Source organism: Bradyrhizobium sp. NBAIM01, from assembly GCF_020194115.1.
Lineage (GTDB): Bacteria > Pseudomonadota > Alphaproteobacteria > Rhizobiales > Xanthobacteraceae > Bradyrhizobium > Bradyrhizobium yuanmingense.
Genome location: NZ_JADYVU010000001.1, coordinates 1,177,376 through 1,195,072 on the forward strand (window position 1 = coordinate 1,177,376; position 17,697 = coordinate 1,195,072).

9 protein-coding genes and 4 pseudogenes are annotated in these 17,697 nt (G+C 57.8%); 2 read left to right on the plus strand and 11 right to left on the minus strand.

The annotated features are described in order from the left end of the window. Positions 1-471 precede the first annotated feature (471 nt). The 4 genes and pseudogenes from I6F31_RS05190 to I6F31_RS05205 form a co-directional block, all read right to left on the minus strand. Positions 472-1,605: a mandelate racemase/muconate lactonizing enzyme family protein gene (locus tag I6F31_RS05190; protein WP_225184927.1), complete on the minus strand. Its 1,134-nt coding sequence runs from the start codon at positions 1,603-1,605 to the stop codon at positions 472-474. 603 nt (positions 1,606-2,208) lie between these two features. Next, positions 2,209-3,351, minus strand: coding sequence for a pimeloyl-CoA dehydrogenase small subunit (pimD, locus tag I6F31_RS05195; RefSeq protein WP_225184928.1), 1,143 nt, complete (start codon positions 3,349-3,351; stop codon positions 2,209-2,211). A 43-nt stretch (positions 3,352-3,394) separates the two neighbouring features. Further along, on the minus strand, positions 3,395-4,582 hold the full coding sequence (gene pimC / locus I6F31_RS05200; protein WP_225184929.1) for a pimeloyl-CoA dehydrogenase large subunit: 1,188 nt from the start codon (positions 4,580-4,582) through the stop codon (positions 3,395-3,397). A gap of 574 nt (positions 4,583-5,156) precedes the next feature. Beyond that, positions 5,157-5,374: pseudogene (locus I6F31_RS05205) on the minus strand (IS5/IS1182 family transposase); the annotation flags it as partial. Positions 5,375-5,397: 23 nt separating this feature from the next. Here I6F31_RS05205 and I6F31_RS05210 point away from each other — a divergent pair. Next, a pseudogene (locus I6F31_RS05210) lies at positions 5,398-6,295 on the plus strand (transposase); the annotation flags it as partial. A gap of 111 nt (positions 6,296-6,406) precedes the next feature. Here I6F31_RS05210 and I6F31_RS05215 read toward each other — a convergent pair. The 3 genes from I6F31_RS05215 to I6F31_RS05225 all read right to left on the minus strand — a co-directional run bounded on the left by I6F31_RS05215 (position 6,407) and on the right by I6F31_RS05225 (position 11,319). Then, on the minus strand, positions 6,407-6,709 hold the full coding sequence (locus I6F31_RS05215; RefSeq protein ID WP_225184930.1) for a hypothetical protein: 303 nt from the start codon (positions 6,707-6,709) through the stop codon (positions 6,407-6,409). Between the two features lie 594 nt (positions 6,710-7,303). Further along, entirely contained in the window at positions 7,304-8,407 is a 1,104-nt protein-coding gene (locus I6F31_RS05220) for an Ldh family oxidoreductase (RefSeq protein WP_346656471.1), read from the minus strand. Positions 8,408-9,522: 1,115 nt separating this feature from the next. Then, positions 9,523-11,319, minus strand: a complete 1,797-nt coding sequence (locus I6F31_RS05225) for a hypothetical protein (RefSeq protein WP_225184932.1) — start codon at positions 11,317-11,319, stop codon at positions 9,523-9,525. Between the two features lie 389 nt (positions 11,320-11,708). Here I6F31_RS05225 and I6F31_RS05230 point away from each other — a divergent pair. Continuing rightward, a pseudogene (locus I6F31_RS05230) lies at positions 11,709-13,022 on the plus strand (IS66 family transposase); the annotation flags it as partial. A gap of 56 nt (positions 13,023-13,078) precedes the next feature. On the opposite strand, the pseudogene I6F31_RS05235 reads toward I6F31_RS05230, so the two are convergent. The 4 genes and pseudogenes from I6F31_RS05235 to I6F31_RS05250 all read right to left on the minus strand — a co-directional run bounded on the left by I6F31_RS05235 (position 13,079) and on the right by I6F31_RS05250 (position 17,609). Next, positions 13,079-14,036: pseudogene (locus I6F31_RS05235) on the minus strand (IS630 family transposase). Positions 14,037-14,625: 589 nt separating this feature from the next. Continuing rightward, positions 14,626-15,693: an NAD(P)-dependent oxidoreductase gene (locus I6F31_RS05240; protein ID WP_225184933.1), complete on the minus strand. Its 1,068-nt coding sequence runs from the start codon at positions 15,691-15,693 to the stop codon at positions 14,626-14,628. A gap of 15 nt (positions 15,694-15,708) precedes the next feature. Then, entirely contained in the window at positions 15,709-17,229 is a 1,521-nt protein-coding gene (locus I6F31_RS05245; RefSeq protein WP_225184934.1) for a GMC family oxidoreductase, read from the minus strand. Further along, positions 17,226-17,609 carry a hypothetical protein gene (locus I6F31_RS05250; RefSeq protein WP_225184935.1) on the minus strand — a complete coding sequence of 128 codons (384 nt, stop codon included), beginning with the start codon at positions 17,607-17,609 and terminating at the stop codon, positions 17,226-17,228. The genes I6F31_RS05245 and I6F31_RS05250 overlap by 4 nt, the downstream gene beginning before the upstream one ends. Positions 17,610-17,697 lie beyond the last annotated feature (88 nt).

Sequence of the window (17,697 nt, forward strand, 5' to 3'; positions counted from 1 at the left end):
CGCTTCACATCACGACGTTCGACGTCCCGCTGAAAGGAAAATCGCGCCCTCTACAAGACGGCTTCGCCAGCCTGCTGTTGCCGTGCACCGAGCGATCACGAATTTCGTGCTACTCGCCGATGCAGTAACGAGATCGACATGACCGCAGAGTACGGTCGTTACCCTGAACCACTACATTCGACGGCGAGAAGCGTGCCCAGCCGCTCGAACGTTTTTGAACCCTCGTAATAGTAACGGCAACACAGATGATCGCAGGTAGAATATCCCACACGATCTTGTTAGCTACCTCTCAAATAACGGATGAACGTTGGCGAGAGCCCCACCTTTCCAAAACGGCCGCCTCGCGCAATAACCGGACCAGGCACAGGCGAGCCGCGCTCCCGGTGAGGGGGAATCCGATATTGTATCGCGCGCGCACCGGCTGACCAGCACCTACCCGTCAAGTCGATGGCGTGGGCGGCGATGGACACGTCACTGTGCCGCAAATCGCGCCAACGCCTTGCGGTCGATTTCGATGCCGAGCCCAGGCCCGGCCGGCACCGGGACGATGCCGCGAGTATGCTCGAGCGGCGCAGTGAGGATCGCTTGCCGGATAGGGTACTCGGTACGATCAAACTCCAGCATCGGCGCGACGGCCGTCAGTGAGAGCGGCGTGTGCGGCGGCAGAACGGCCAGTAGTTGTAGTGACGCAGCAATCGCAATTCCGGTACCCCAGACATGCGGGTTATAACGGACTCCGAATGCTTCGGCCATGTCGGCGATCTTCTTGCATTCGGATAGACCGCCGGCGGCACAGGTGTCGGGTTGCGCGATATCGAGCGCGCGCGACACGAATAGGTCGCGAAAGCCAAAGCGCGTGAACTCGCATTCCCCGCCGGCGATGGGGATTGAGAGCGCCGCTTTTACCGCGCGATAGCCCGCAATATCCTCTGGCGGCACCGGCTCCTCGAACCAGCTGATGTCGTGCTGCTCGATCATGCGTCCGAGACGGATCGCAGCGACACTATCGTACGCTTGATTCGCATCCACCATCAGCTTCACAGTCGGCCCAATCGCTTCGCGCACGGCGCGGGTCGCGGCTGCATCCTCCTCCACACCGAAGCCGATCTTGAGTTTCACCGCGGAAAATCCTTCAGCGACGTAGCCTGCCGCCTCTTCACCCAGATAGCGCATCGGGTCGTCCGCTTTTCGACGGAGCAGACCAGTCGCGTAAGCAATAAGCTCCGGTCGCTGCGCGCCGCCGAGTAGCTGCTGCACAGGAACCCCGAAATGTTTGCCCTTGATGTCCCATAGTGCGATATCAATCCCGCTCAAGCCTTGGATAACCACACCTTTTTGTCCGTGATCGCGCAAGCCCGCATAGATCAGCTGCCACAGGCTCTCCGTAAAGAGCGGGTCCTTACCGATGAGCCATGGCACAACGCCATCGACCACGGCTGCGGTCATTCGCGCTGGGCCGTAGCATTCGCCCCAGCCGACGATACCCTGGTCCGTCTCGATCTCGACCAGCATCGCAGCGCGGGTATCATACCAGGCACGTGAGGAGCCAAAAGACTGCGAAAGCGCAGCTTCAAGGATGTGGGTGCGAACGCCTGTGATTTTCATTTGCTGTCCGTATTTTTCCAATAGCTTTCACTAGGTTCAATGCGCCACTTCCGCATCTGCCAACTTGGTGCATCCTCAGCGATACAATCGATGGGGCAAAGATGAGCCCAGCTTTTGTGAAGCGAGATACAAAAGTTGTACTGGATCATCTACCAACTCAGTCATTGGCCTATACGGAAGCAAACCAGTGTTGGGCATTCCTGCCGTCGTCGCTTGACGGTCCTCGGTTTTGATCAGCGCCTGGACCGGCTCGCATTCTGGTCGTGAGTGCTAGACGGCCCCGCTTCGGACGCGACCGCCATTGCGCTTTTGCGCCTCGACAGGCGTGATTTCGTCGACCGCGCGCTCCTGCGAAGCGCATCGCATCTCTTTGCTGCTCCAACCATTTAGGTCGCCGCTTGGCCGGTTCAGCTCGGCTAGCACCGCTCAGGAGGTAGTCGTATCGAACGTGTCCTCCAGGCGTGGGATTAGGGAGAGCAAGTTATGTCCGTGTGTCGCATCGCAACATTCCTGACAGATGAGCAACTCATCCCGTCTCAACATCCTGCGGAAGCGAAGTCACGCATGGTGGCGTGATGGCTGCTGCCTTGCTAAGGTCGAAGATCAGACTAGCGCGCCGCTCTCACTGACTCGCCGGAGGTGGTAATCGGCATCGCCAAAGGCGTGCTCGATCATGGTCAACCGCTTAAAATAGTGGCCGATCTTGGCTTCCAAAGTCATACCAATGCCGCCATGCAGCTGGATCGACTGCTGGCCGATGAATCTTCCGCTCCTTCCGATCTGCACTTTTGCCGCTGCAATCGATTTCGCACGTTCGGCAGGATCATCGAACTTGGTGGCCATGGCGGCAAACATCGCCATTGAGCGCGCCTGTTCGAGCGCGACGAACATGTCCGCGGCGCGGTGTTGCAGGCTCTGAAACGATCCGATCGTCACACCGAACTGCTTTCGTGTTTTCAGGTATTCGACGGTAGTCTTCAGCGATTCGTCCATCAAGCCGACAGCTTCCGCGCAGAGGGCAGCGCGCGCCTCATCGACGATGAGCTCGATCAGCGGCAGACCATTGTCAACATCTCCGATCGCCGCCTCCGCGCCCACCTCAACACCAGCTAGGCGAATATCAGCAGCATGCAGGCCATCCTGAGTACGATAGCTCCTTTTGGAGATGCTCTTGGCGTTGGCAGGCACCAGGAAGACCCCAACACCGCATCGCTCACGCTGAGCGCCATGCGTACGCGCCGTGATGATGAGTACGTCCGCATTCTCACCGTTTGTGATAATGAGCTTTTCGCCATTGATGAGCCATCCGTCGGCGCTCTTCTTCGCAGAGGTGGTCACGTCGTTCAAATTATAACGCGAGTGCTTCTCGAGTTGAGCGAATGCAAAGGTCTTGCTGCCATCGACAATCGAGGGGATATGCGCAGCCTTTTGCGCGGCTGAGCCGCCATGGCGCAGAAACCCGCCGCCGATCACAACTGTCGGCAGATAGGGCTCGAGCACCAGCGCGCGTCCCAGAGCCTCCATCACGATCAATGTCTCAACGGGGCCGGCCCCGTAGCCTCCCTCTGCCTCGAGAAAGGGCAAACCGAGCAGACCCTGCTGGGCAAACCGGTTCCAGATCGCTCGGCTCCAGCCTCCCTTCTCCTTCATGTATTTGTAGCGCTGGCCAAAACGATACGTATTGGCCAACAGGCCATCCAAGCTGTCCCTTAGGATCCGCTGCTCGTCAGACAATTCGAAATCCATGTTTCCTCACGACAATGTGGAATGGCCCTTTGTCGGTAGAAGGCTACAGCCCCAGCACGGTCTTGCTAATGATGTTACGCTGAATCTCGTTTGACCCGCCGTAAATCGAGATTTTCCGGCTATTGAAGTAGCTGGGAGCGATCTGTGCGGTCCAATCGCTCGCTTCATCCCGAGAATCGGGATGGCCATCAAAGGGTGCAACGAACGGCCCGATCACTTCCATCAGAAGTTCGGTCGTGGCCTGCTGAAGCTCAGAACCTTTGATCTTGAGCACGGAAGACGCCGGATTGGGTCTGCGCTTGTCATGTTTGCGTTCATTCCCGACGACCCGCAGCTGCGTCAGCTCCAGCGCCTTCAGTTCTATCTCACAGGCGGCGAGTTTCTGGCTGAAGCTAAGATCCTTGAGCACAGACCGGCCGCCAGACTCGAGTTTCGAGGCAACTTCCCTGATTCGGCGGATCCGCTCCTTGGAGACGCCGACCCGCGCGATACCGGTGCGCTCATTGCCAAGCAGGAATTTCGCGTAGTCCCACCCCTTGTTTTCCTCCCCGACGAGATTTTCCACGGGCACCTCTACGTTGTCGAAGAACACCTCGTTCACCTCGTAGTCGCCGTCGATAGTCTGGATCGGGCACACCGTGATCCCTTTACTCTTCATGTCGACCAGGATGAAGGAGATGCCTACCTGCTTCTTGGCAGTTGGATCAGTGCGGCAGAGGCAGAAAATCATGTCCGCATATTGGGCTAGCGTTGTCCAGGTTTTCTGCCCGTTCATAATGTATATGTCGCCCTTGCGCTCGGCTTTCATCTTCAGCGACGCGAGGTCAGACCCGGCACTAGGCTCGGAAAAGCCCTGACACCACCAGTCGTCGACATTGGCGATGCGCGGCAGATAGTACTTCTTCTGCGACTCGTTGCCGAAAGTGTATATAACCGGTCCAACCATGGAGACGCCGAAGGCGAGCGGCGCCAGGACCGGATACATCTGAAGCTCCTCCTTGAAGATGTACTGCTGAACCGAGGTCCAGCCGGTGCCTCCATATTCCTCCGGCCAGTCGCTAACGCCCCAGCCTCTCTTGTTAAGAGTGCGCCACCAGCCGATCATATCATCTTTGGACAGATTCCAGCCTTCGATCAGCTTGCGCCGCATGTCCGGCGGAACGTTATCGCGCAGGAACTGGCGTACCTCATCGCGAAATGCGTGCTCTTCAGCTGTAAATTCGAGATCCATCGGACTCTCCAGTGAGCGAATTCAGTAGAGCACCATCGAACTCATTATCCTGAGACGTCGCGCGGAATAGCGCCAACGAGGGCCGTCACGTCGAATTGGACTGCCAGCCTTTCCTCGGGCTGGAAGGAGAGGATCTTCAATAGGCACCACAAAACGTGATTTTTCTCATTGAAGACATGTTGTTCTCCGTCAACGGCGTAAAAGGAATGCGGCAGCTGCTCTTAAGCGCTTTACTTTCTAGGAAGAGCAAGCATCGCTCTTACAGCCCCCCACCCGCTCCCATGGTGTTGCTCGCTTGAAGTGCAACTGCCGTGCCACAGAAGTTCAAGCCCCTTGATTCCGATATTCATTGAGAGTTCACACCTAGCAGAGTGGCGGAAGTGTTTTGAACCGGACAGCCGTGGTTAGAAACAGGCCACGGATCTGGTGGGCGCTTGCTAACTCGAGTTGATATTGGAATGGCCCTGGTGGGTCTGATCTGAGGCCGGCAAACGCGAAATTTTTAGCTAACCTGTGTGGACAACTACCTTAGTAAGAGCAGAGCTGCGGCGATTGCGGCGGCGGCGAAATAGTTTCACGCAGTCTTTTCGTAACGTCTCGCGACGCGTCTGGCTGCTTGAATTCGAGAAGCAGCATTCGATCAGGAGGCGCTCGCCATACAGGGGCTTGTTAAGCGGATATTTGCCCGCGCGCGAGGGATCGTTTGGAAATGACGGCGCGGGCGCCGTTTGCGGCGATAGCGGCTCGGAACGCATCGGCATCGGCCATCACGACCTCAGCCATAAGCCCCTGTTTCGGAGGCCCAGAAGGCTTCCATCTTGAAGCAACGCCATGACGGCGCTGCAGTGGCGGAAATCTGCCGCAGGGCAGGGATCGGCCAGGCGACCTACTTCAGCTGGAAGAAGAAGTACAACGGTCTGCTGCCGACCGAGATGCGACGGTAGAAACAGCTCGAGGAGGAGAACGCCAAGCTGAAGAACCTGATGGCGGACCTGTCGCTCGAGGGAGATGCTGCACGACGTGATCCGCCGGAAGCTATGAAGCCTGGCCCAGCGCAAGCTGTCGACGAAATGTGCCGTGAGTGACAGGTGTCGATCCGTCGGGATTGTGACGCTCTCGAGTTCGACTGGTCAACCTACCATTTCAGGTCGCTCCGGCCAGGCTGCTCTTGAACTCAAGGGGATCTGCCATGTTCGCCTTCGCTACGGCTATCGCCGTGTGCACGCCTCGCTGCGTCGCGACGGATGGCACCACGCGCCAGAACACGACCCGTAGCATCTATCGCGGATTGGGCCTATGGTTGCGCAACAAAACGCCGAAGCGTCGGGTTAAGGCCTAGTTGCGCGACGAACGCAAACCGGCGACGCGGTCGAACGAGACTTGGGTGATGAATTTTATCAACGATCAATTGGCGACAGGGCATAAGCTGCGTGTGCTCACGATTGGTCGATACGTCCAACGGTTCACCTTCCGCGGCGCGACGTCGTTACGATCCTGGAAAGGGCCTGCAAGGAAGTGGGATTGCCGCAATGGTCCGCGTCGATCAACGCAGCGAGTTCGTGTCGCGCGATCTGGACCTATGAGCCTACCAATGCAGTGTCATCATTCAAGCCTTACGGCCGGTTCCGATCCGAATGCCTCAACACTCACTGGTTCGTCAGCCTTGCGGACGCTCAACAAATTGGAGACTTTGCGCGGATACTACATGAGCGCATTACCCCCCCATCTGGGCTATGTGATTGAAGAGAAGAGATTCTGTTGGGCGAGATGCGATCCGTGGGGTATTTTGCGTTCTGTCGCGCTCGTTCGAAGCAGCAGTTCTTATCAGCGAGATGCGGGCGAAGATCGAACGCCCCTCCGGCACAGGATGGATAGATGCGATCTCGCCGACTTTAGCGGCCAACAGGAGCGTCTTGCACGATTTTCAAAGAGTTTTTCGGCCTTCTCGAGGTTGAGCCATGGCTCGCTCGCCTCCTCCGCGGCAATGAACATCGGCATGTGGTAGTTCGAGCGCATTGATGTGACGCGCTCGCGGGTCCAGCGATTACCGTTGCCAGACTTGAGGCTGTTACCGTTGAGGTGGCCGGCAATCAGATCGTCGCTGGCGAGCAGCACCAGCTGACGCACGGCCTGGATGATGTGCCGCCGACAGGGCTTTCCGGCAATACGATGCCACTGATCCCGCGAACCGGCTGGTCGCCAGTGAGCTGGAAGTCCGCTGAACAGGGCGTTCGCTCACGCTGCCGAGATCGAAGGCAAGATCGCCATGCATGATGTGGTGACGCTCGCACCCAGTGCTCGGCGGCGACAGCACTCGGACCGACGAGGCCAAGCAGTTGTTCCTCGATGGCGTCATCGACGCGCAGTCCGCCCGAGGCGATGCAGTGGGCCCCGCCATTGTCTATCCAGAGGGGCGGTTGCAGCTGTAGCGCGGGATATGGCTTTCCATGCCGGAGTACCGGAGTGTGAGCTTGCGACCGCAGCGCTTACAGGGAATCAGACCGTCGGCAGGGCGTTGCTTCGGCGCGCCGTGATGCTGACTACGCTCTGTGCTGCAGGAGCACCCAATTATGAAAAGGTAGCAAAGCCTTGCGCTACCCCGTACTGCGCGGTTTGGTGCAGCAGGTTGAGCGAGGTCGACGGTGTTGCAATTAGCTCGACAGGCCTTGCTGCTCTGCGCCGCTACACGAGGCATCTGCCATTTTGCATGCCATGCCTTCTTCAAGTGAGATCGAGCTCGTCAGCAAGCCCGTAATCACGCGCAAGCGCGCACAGCTTTTCCCAAGTCGCGTCCTCTATCTTAACGCCATTGGCGATTCGTTCCCGCTCGCGCCGGTATCCAGCCTCGCCGGGGTAGAACACGCCGGAAGAGCCTTCTGACAGCGGCGTGGACTTCAAGTAATGCGCGAAACTGGCGACGTCCTTCTTGAATTGATCAAGTGGCCGGAACGCCGCCACATTGAACACCGCCATAAAGCATCCGTTACTGTCTCGGCCGCACGGCTCGAGCTCGAAACAGGCGCCGGTCAGGAGGTGACTTAGGACTTCTACCATGGCGGCGAGACCGCTACCCTTGTAGCCCTCGGTACCGCCGAGCGGTAGCAGCGCGCCGCCTCTGCGGTAGTCGCTGGGATCGGTGGTCGGCCGGCCTTGGGAATCTATGATCCAGCCCTTGGGAATTTTTTCACCGCGCGAGACCGCCAGCTGGATCTTGCCGAAGGCGGCCGCTGAGGTCGCCATATCGAGAAGAAATGGGGCCTCAAGATCGGACGGCACCGCGATCGAGATCGGATTGGTGCCGAGTCGTGCCTCGCGGCCACCGAAGGGCGCAACAAATTTAGGTGAGCGGCCAGTCTCAGCAGCCGCGAGCCCGATCATACCCGCACTTGCGGCCATCAACGGATAGGCGGCGAGGCGGCCGACATGGCTTTGGTGAAACACGGTGCAAGCCGCGATATTGGATGTCTTTGCCTTCTCGATGATGAGCGCCATCGCCTTGGCATTGACATGGAAACCGAAGCCCCAATTGCCGTTGATAACGGCTGTGGTCGGGGTCTCCTGCACGACGGTCCACCTCGCGCCCGGCACGATGTGTCCCGCCTTAATGCGATCGATATACGTCGGAATGGCGATGACGCCATGGGAATCATGGCCCGCCAGGTTGGCATTGACGCAACCGGTAGCGACCGCTTGCGCCTCGTCCTCCGTCGCCCCCGCAGCTTGCAGCAGCGCAGCAGAGATGTGGCTGAGATGCTCGGCCTTTACGATTGCAAAGCGTCCCTCCTTCTCCAGTCGGCTGAGCGCTGGCTTTTTAGTTGCACCCATGTTAATTGCACCCATGACGATCTTCCTCGCTTTACGATTGGCGGATACTCCGCAGCCTTAACGCAAGTTTCTTGCCAATACACAACAACATGTACCTCAGTCGGACTAACGTGGAGGCGTATCGCGATCTCCCCAGAGAGTTTTGCGAGAAGTATGCGCTGCAAAGCCAAGACCGAGATTCACGACGAGAAGCCCAACCTGTTGAGGTCAGTGGATGTGCATTGCTCGCGCCCGCGGTTTAATACACGTGTTGTGAGGCTGATAGGTCACACCATCTTGCTCCAGATAAAGAGTCCAAGTCCTAGCCTGCCGCACGTTTATCTCGTACGAGATTACCGATTTTGCTGGTGGCTCTTCGGCATTAAACTGGGCAACATTCTCCTCCCGCCAGGCACGACTATTCCATGCACGGTATGAGCCGCTCCGTGACACGGATCCCATCGGGTCACCCCGCCCGACAACTCAAGACTACGCCGACGCAAATCAATGCGATGCCGACTAGTCTTGCAAGCGGTATCGCTTCGCCGAGTAGAAGGAAGCTGAGTAGGATGGCAACTACATATCCGATCGATAGCAATGGATACGCAACACTAACCTGATTGCCTGAGAGCACAGCCAGCCACAATAAAACGCTAAATGCATAACAAGCCAAGCCGCCCCACAAATAGATATTTCTCATACAGGCCCAAATGAACACTAAAGGGTCGCCGATACACGGTAGTGGACCAACCGTCAGCATAGCCTTTCGCAAAGCGATTTGAGCTAATGCATTGAAGCTTACGCTAAAAGCGATTAATGCGAACGATGAACTGGTCAAGCTGTGCCCCTAGTCATAGTAGGCGGATTGTAGTTCATTTCTTAGCTGAAGATCCTAGCGAATGTGTGGGGAAATCGGCCGGCAGAAAGCATCAGGTACTTTTGCAGACCGTTGAACAGTTCAAAGCCTCTCAAACCTTCACTTAGCGCGAACAGATGCCGATGGTCAGCGGCCACGCAGGCCATCGCGCCTAATGTTTGAGCCGACCACCAACTATGATCTCTCGCCGGTATGACCAGCATTATCCTACCAGGTTGGGCATCATGTCGCTCGCGTGCCACGGACCAAAGGTCGACTTTCACGGTCGGCGCCATTTTTGGCTATCCGGCCATTGTCGCCTAGATTCACGGCAGGACTCCTCCGCGAGCCCTGGTGGGCGTACAGGTTTCAACAGAAACTGCCTGTGAGCGTTTGGATAATACCCATCGATGACTGGGACTTCGAACGTAGCAGCGACGACATAGTCTGCCTGCTCAGCTCCAAAGGACGCCATGACGCCGGCTTGGTCAAGATGACGCGGGCCCTCCGGCGCGACCAGCACCCATGATTTGGCCAGATCGGCGCAGGTCTCAAGCCCGAGTGCTTTTGCGGCGACTGCATTACTGCCGGGAAATCCCCCTAACAGCCACGGTAGACCCAGCGCTCGTGTCTCAAGCACATACAGCAAGGTCGGCGCGTTTGAGAGATCAACCACCGGGATTCCTACTTCAAGGCCTGCCGCACGAGCTTGAGCTCTGGCCGTGGCCAGATAGTCGTGGAATGGTTGCGAGAGCACCAGTTCTCCACCCGGCAAGGGTGTCAAAGCATCATAAGCGCGCAGATCTTTCAGCTGATGCCATGGCTTGAGCATGCCGGCATTGACCACCGATGCGGTGAGCAACTGTGCCGATACCGTCAGGGGCAGTAGGGTGGCGGCGCTGCGTTCCGGTTGCGCAAGAGAACTCAGGAAAGCAACGACGGCAAGCATCCAGAACAAGGCCGCGTCCGAACCAACGGTCCAGTAATTGCCCCTGGAGCTCAGCGCGAGCAGATGCGGCAGGACCAAAAAGATTAGCGTTAGAGCGATACTGGTGAGTGTCTGTGTGCGCAGAACCATTGCCTTACGATGGAACATCGCGCCAAGGCATGTGAAGACCGACACCAAGAACAGCGTCGACGGCTTGATGCTGATCGGATCGGTCCCTAGCAGCGCAATCTCAATTGTTACCGTCAACGCCGCAGCGACAGTCAGCCATGTGAACAACTTATGCTTGAACTGCATAAGAGTACTGAGCAGAACGGCTGTCGAAACTAGAATAGCGATAGCGACTTGGGCGAAACTAGTCTCCAGCGGGTCGATCCGGATAATGTGAGACACCCCGTGCCCGGCACCAAGCAGGGTTATCCCCTCAGCGCCCTTGCTCATACGAGTCACTAGCCCGCTGATGCCACCACCGATCAAGTAGGCGGTAGCGATCAGTAGGCCGACGGCGACCAGCGCCGCGATAAGCAAGGGCAGGAGCAACTTACGACGCAAAGCCACGACGTAGAGCATCACAACGAGGGCAATGGCCACAGCGCTAGTCGGCCTAGCCATGAACGAGGTCCAGCCGCCAAGATCGATTAAGAGCCACCCTAAGACCTGACCCATGCGCCCTGGCCGATCGGCGAGCAGCAAACCAATAATCACCATCAAGGCCGATTGAACGTTTAGCGTGTAGTAATTGGGAGTGAGCGCCCTCCAGTGAAAGGCGACTAATGCTAGGCTGGCGATTCCTGCCGAGAGCGCCGCCGCGTGCGGCCAGGCCACAGTCCAGAGACGCCGGACCGTCAGAAAGCTGAGGATCCAGCCTAGCGCCATAGTTAGCGTAACGTTCGCAATGCGAAGCACTGCGATGTCGCCACCCGCCCATTGATATGGCCAGTGGAGGACAAAGTCGAAAAAGTTGGGCGGTATCTTGATGGAGTAGGCGAATGGGTCCGTCATGGCATTGAGCCAGTAACCTTCATCGCTTGGATCAAGACCGTGACCACTGTAGTATAGCAGCCAAACGAAAAGAATTGCTGTAGTTGCTGTGGACAGACCTAACAGGGTCCGATCCAGCAAGACCGACAACGTTCTTCGGTTGGCAAGGTGGTTATTTCTTAGCATGGCCCTTCGTGGCAGCTCATCAAGGAGGCCCATTCGAGGGATATCGGCCTCGAAGAACTTCTAACCGACACGAGCCTCGCAATCTCCTCTAAGAATTGGTAGAGGCCGTCCCTCGCGATCTGAGGCGGTCTCCTCGATGTTCTCGTCGGGCCAGCCGGTGAAATCGGGTACTTGCCGCTCCTCCGCGAGATGGCGATCATCTATCATCTTGGAGGATAGAAATCCTTGCACGTGATCGGAATTCGCGCGCCGCGCCGGTTTCTCTAAAACCCATTTGCACCTATGGATGACCTGCATAGGCCTATTGCAAGCGCTTACCGATATCCGCGGGCCTCGCGTGTCTGTTGTGCAGCGAGACCGGCATCGCTGCGATCAAGGCCAGGTCAACAAGGGCCGCGAGCGTGCGGATGGCAAACGCGCACCTCGTCGGCGCAAGCGCTTTGCGTCGCATCTGGAACGGATCGAAGTTGTCATTGAGCCGGAAGCGTTGGCTGAGCTGCCGCGCAAGCAGAAGGTGCTGATCGGCGAGGACGTGTCGGAGCGTCTGGACGTCGAGCCGGCGAAGTTCCACGTCATCGTCACGCGCCGTCCCAAGTATGTCTTCAAGAACTCGGCGTGATCCAGGCGCCAGCGCCAGCTCACATCATCCAAGGTGGCATTCCGACCGAAGCCCTTCTGGCCCAGATCGCCGTCTCCAAGTACGCCGATGGCCAGCCGCTCTACCGCCAGGAGGCTATCTACGCCCGCGACCAGGTCGAACTTGACCGCCAGCTGATGGCGCAACGGATGGGCAAGCTCGGCTTCGAGCTAGAGATCGTGGCCGACTACATCTTCAGAGAGGTCAAGAAGGCAGATCGGATCTTTGCCGACGAAACCACCTTGCCGCCCCTCGCTCCCGGCTCCGGATCGACGAAGACGGCTTACTTATGGGCCTATGCCCGAGATGACCGAACCTTTGGCCGCAGCGGTCCGCCGATGGTGGCCTATCGCTTCGAAGACAGCCGCTCCGGCGAATGCGCGGTCCGGCATCTCAATGGTTATCGCGGCATCCTGCAAGTCGATGGCTATGCCGCGTATAACAAGCTGGCGCGCCCGGATCGCGCCAATGACAGCGTCACCTTGGCTGGCTGCTGGTCACACAGCCGGCGCAAGTTCTATGAGCTGCATTTTGCAGGAAGCTCGAAAGTGGCAACGGCGACGGTCCAGCTGATGGCAAGGCTCTGGCAGGTCGAGTGCGCGGTCAAAGCCCCCACGCCCGCGTTGCCGCGCGCCAACAAGCCTCCGCGGCGGTCGTCGCAGATCTCTTCGACCTCTGGCAGCAGACCTTGCGACGGATCTCCGGCAAATCAAAACTGGCCGAGGCGATCCGCTATGCCGTCTCGCGCCGCCCCCTCTTCGAACGCTTCCTCACTGATGGCCGCATTGAGCTCGACTCCAACATCGTCGAGCGCGCCATCAAACCACACACGATTACGAGAAAGAATAACGTCTTCGCGGGCAACGACGGCCGCGAACGAACCTGGGCGACCATCGCAACACTGCTACAGACGGCAAAGATGAATGACGTCGATCCGTTCGCCTGGCTCAGCCTAACGCTTCAGCGCATCGCCAACCGCTGGCTGAGCAGCGAAATCGACGCGCTTATGCGATGGAAGCACGCCGTGTGACGGCCGCAGCTTGCCGCTTACGCATCGATGTGGAACGAGCGAGAGCTTTGGGCTTTCTAGAGCGTTAGCCGATCAGGCTGCAAGTAGCCTACGGCGACGAAGTAGTTTGTGCATTCTGCGGGCGTATAGGTGTCGATGATGCGCCCGACAGCATCCCAGAGGCCACCGACGGTGCGTTCGGCGGCCTTTTCGCATTTGCTTTGAGGTTGGCGAAGGCATTCTCGATTGGGTTGAAGTCGGGGCTGTAGGGCGGAAGGTAGAGGAGCGTCGCGCCGGCCGCCTCAATCATCTCACGTATGAGTGGCCCTTTGTGCCGGAGAGGTTGTCCATGATGACGATGGCGTGGTCTGGAAGCTCGGGGACGAGCACCTTTTCGACATAGGTCTCAAAGGCATCGCGGTTGATGGGACCGTCGAGCACCCAGGGTGCGATGATGCCGCGTGTGGTTAGAGCGGCTACGCTGGTTGTAGTTTTCCAGTGGCCGTGAGGAACGCCTGCCCGCAGGCGTTCGCCGCGTGGGCAGCGCCCATGTGTTCGCGCCATGTTGGTCGATGCCCAGGTCTCGTCGATGAAGACGAGCCGATCCCGGTCGAGCTTGCCCTGGCTCTCGCGCCAGGCCTGACGTCGCTTCAAAACGTCCGGGCGATCCTGCTCTGTGGCATGGGCGGTCTTTTTTTGCGCGTGATCTTGTGGCGCTCGAGAAGCGACGGATCGTGCCATAACCAAAGGGCAGGCCTTGTTGGCTCAAGCTATGACGCAATTCCTCGATGGTGATATCGGGCTACGCCTCGAGCAGAGCCATGATCGTCGCCCGATGGGCATCAATCCGATGAGACTTGCGATCTCCGCCCAGAGCTTGTGGATGGGTATCGCCTTGCTCCCGCTCGCGCGTTCGCCAGCGGCTTACGCTTGCCGCACTCACGCCAAATCGCTCGGCAGCCTGCCGGCCTGAAACGCCGCTTCCAATACAGCAAGCACACATTTGCGAAGATCCATCGACAGCGGTTTCGCCACGCCCACCGGCCTCCCGTCCCGGCGATCAGCTTGAATCACCAAAACGCTAATTTGGGAATCCCCGACGATTCAGTCAGATGGGCCAATGCTCTAGACTTCGACTGCCGCTATCTTCGCGGTCTGCGCGGAGCCAAGCTCAGAAAGTGGACGGCGGCTTCTGCGTCACCGCGATCTGGCGCAGGCTCGGAACAAAGGGGCTCTGCGGGGAGCGGTGGAATAGGTGTACGACACTTCTGTTCACCCAGCTACGAGGGGCGGACCGAAGCCGCCTAGCGGTATCAGTCCCAAGCAAATCAGGGCTCGTGCGGGAAATCTCGCAAGCTGCGCGCGAGCTGGGACGGACCACAAACGTGGCTCGATCGGGAGTCCTGTCGGCGTGCCAGTCCCCCACGCTACCTGAGGGGTCGGAATGGCAACATCCCGAGCCCTGCTCGGCACGCGGCCTTCGACGCCAACCAGGATCTCGTGTGGCATCTTTCACGTCCTGTTGAAGACCTCAAATATTCACGCTGCTAACGATGTGAGCTTCTGTCAGATGCCAGCAAATAATGCGGTCTCAATCGACTGGTTACGCACACAGATGAGAAGCCTAAATCGCTTGTCCGTTCTTCAGGCACGAGGCAACCGAGAGTCGCATGCCTTCTCGCAACGCGATTTTGGGCGAATAACCGAGTACTTTTCTGGCCTTGGTGATATCGCAGGCAATTGTCTTGTTCATTTCAGACAAGACATGGATTTTCTGGTTATACATGCCGGCATACTGAAGAGCCGCATCGACTGCCATTGCGACGTCAGCCGCAATGCTCGGCAGACGGAGCCTGTTGGGGTGGACCATCATACCGAAATCTTCACGCAGAACCTTGCCGACGGTCTCGACAATTTCATTCATGGTGTAAGGCGTCTCGTCCGCAAGCCAGAAAATCTCGCCAGCCGCTTTTTGGTGAGCTGCGGCGAACAGGATGCCCTGCGCCAGATTGTCGATATAGCCCATCGAACGGCGGTTTCGCCCAGATCCAACTATGGGGAACGTTCCGTTCTTGACCATCTTGAAAAATAGCGTTTGCCTTTGTGGTTGGTTGGGTCCGTAAAACCAGGGAGTGCGGATAATGACAATTTCTGGCCGGCCGCCGACGGTAGTCTCCCCACGCAGCTTTTTTTCCATTAGCATCTTGGAGCGGCCATACGCCATGTATGGATTATAGGGGCTTTCCTCCGTGAATCTGTGATCCGGATGCGGGTTGAAGCCCATCGCGGAATTCGACGAAATGAAAATCGCGCGCCGCACCCCCACTCTTTGCGCGGCCGTAAGGAGATTGACCGTGCCTTTTATGTTAATAGCCTCAAACTGAGCAACAGTCGTGGGATGAATGATCCCCGCCATGTGGATGAATACAGCGCCCTCGGCACCGGCCATGAATAAACTGACAGTTTCCGTGTCCCGGATATCACCTGTCACGATTTCCACGCCCTGCCCACACAGCTGGGAGATGTCTTGTCCCGGAAGCACGAGCGCCCTTACCCGGAAGCCTCGGGTTGCAAGAAGGCCTACTTCCGGCAGGCCTATTGTCAGCGCTGCCGCGAGGCGCCCCCCCAGCCAGCCGGTGGCTCCAGTCAGAAGCACGAGGGGCGTATTCAGGGCGATCGGGATTTCTTGCAAATCAATAGTCCTGTCTCAACTTCTGTCTCTTGCCGCTAACCGGGCGCGTTCTCGTGTGGAATGACAGAGCGCAGCTTCCGCAACTCTGAACGCTAGGGCCATGATGGTCATTTGCGGATTGACGCCGGGCGCTTCGGGAATAAGGCTGGCGTCGGCAACAAAGAGGTTTTCGACGCCGCGTACCCGTCCATAGCTGTCGACGGCGCAAACATCCTGATGCTCGCCCGGTGGGCAGCTCGAAAACAGGTGCACCGTCATCAGATTCGTTGCTCTTTCTGGCAAAGGCTTGTCCCAGAATTCATGCACCTGATCTGGGCTCGTCCATCCTTCATGTCCACATATGCTGGGAAAGACCTTGCGGGCACCGGCGGCGAACATGGCCTGGCCAAGGCGTGTGAGAACTTGGCCCAAAGCAATCCAGTCTTCAGGGGCGAGCTTGAAACTGACAAGCGGCTCGTCAAAGCCGGGGAGTGATCTTACTGAGCCCACTCCGCGCGGCCGTATCATGCCGTAGTATGAGCCGCAAAACCGCCAGTCCCGCATCAGATCGGCGCGATTCGTCCAGTCTTCCGCAAGCGAGAGGCCAAAGATCGCGGGCGTGAATACCGATCCACCAATGCGCTGTTCCGGCATGAATTCGGTTATTGCCGTCAATGGAAGTCGCGACTGATGTGCATCGACAGGCTCGTCAAACAGCGCTGTTATCTTGATCGTCGGGTGAAGGCGCAGTGTATTACCAATGCGTTCACGCGCACCGGAGCAGCGCAGAAGCGCCGGGGTGTGAACCGCACCAGCGCAAAGAAATGCCATATCAGTTTTTACCCGCACTGGGACGGCTTGTCCGCGGGAATCGCGTGACTGGGCAAGCACCTCCGTGACACGACGTTTTGTAATCCGTATCTTGTCCACACGTGTTTGAGCCAGCAGCCGCATGCCCCGGTTTAGCGCTTTTGGCAGAAGGGTCACCGTCATGGATTGCTTGGCGCCATTTGGACATACATAAGAACACCGATTGGCCCCCTTGCAGCCACGTTGTCCCCGTTTTAACTCCGACACTTTCCAGCCCAGCGCTTCCCCTCCTTGCCGCAAAATGTCGCTGGCACGTCCGAGTGGTCCGGGGGTCAGGCTTGAATTGACCGCCGTCTCCGCGCGCTCGTAATATGCCACCAGCTCATCCGGCGTAAAATTCTCGATCTTGTTGAACTTGCGCCATTGATCAATGAGATCGCTATCAGCTCGCTGAGTAATAGCGCTGTTGATTTCTGTCCCGCCCCCGACGCATCGTCCTTCCGCATAGGTAATGGGACATCGGCCAATCGTGGCTGTTATTCCGCCGCCACGCCAGCCTGCCGAAAATGCCCCTCTTCCCAGAGGAGAAGCCGACGATGTGGAAATATGCTTGCCTTCTTCAAGCATGATTATGGATAAACCGGCAGCTGCTAGCACATCTGCCACGCTAGCGCCGCCCGCACCGGAGCCGACAATCACCGCATCCGCATCCAGTTGCAGTTCATTGCTCCAACCTTTCAACTTCAAGCGTTTTGCTCCAGTGTAGCCCGCGCGGATAACAGCTTTGCTGCCACGAGCGCCTGCTCATAAAATGCAAGCAGCACCATGGATCGATAAAGGCGCATGACCGACCTAATGGGACCTGGCGATCTTTCTAGAAACGTGCAGAACCTCTCTGCGCGCCGGGAGCTTGCCAATGAACCTTCCGCGCCAACTGAAATCAAGAAGATGCAGACGCCTAGGACGATCGCCACGCTTCGAGCCACCAAACGAATATGCAAGGGGGCGTCCGCAATGGCTAGGGTAACGCTTGCTAATACTTGAGTGGCTATTGCCGGCTTCTCCTCCCCTTCGAGCAAGGGCCACGCAGGCATAAGTGCCGCCACGAGCACTCGATCGAACAGCATTTCCGTCTCCTCGAGCCAGAAATAATTATAGAGACGAACTCAGTCCATTTCTACAGATGGAACGGTTCTTGAACAATTCAACATGGCG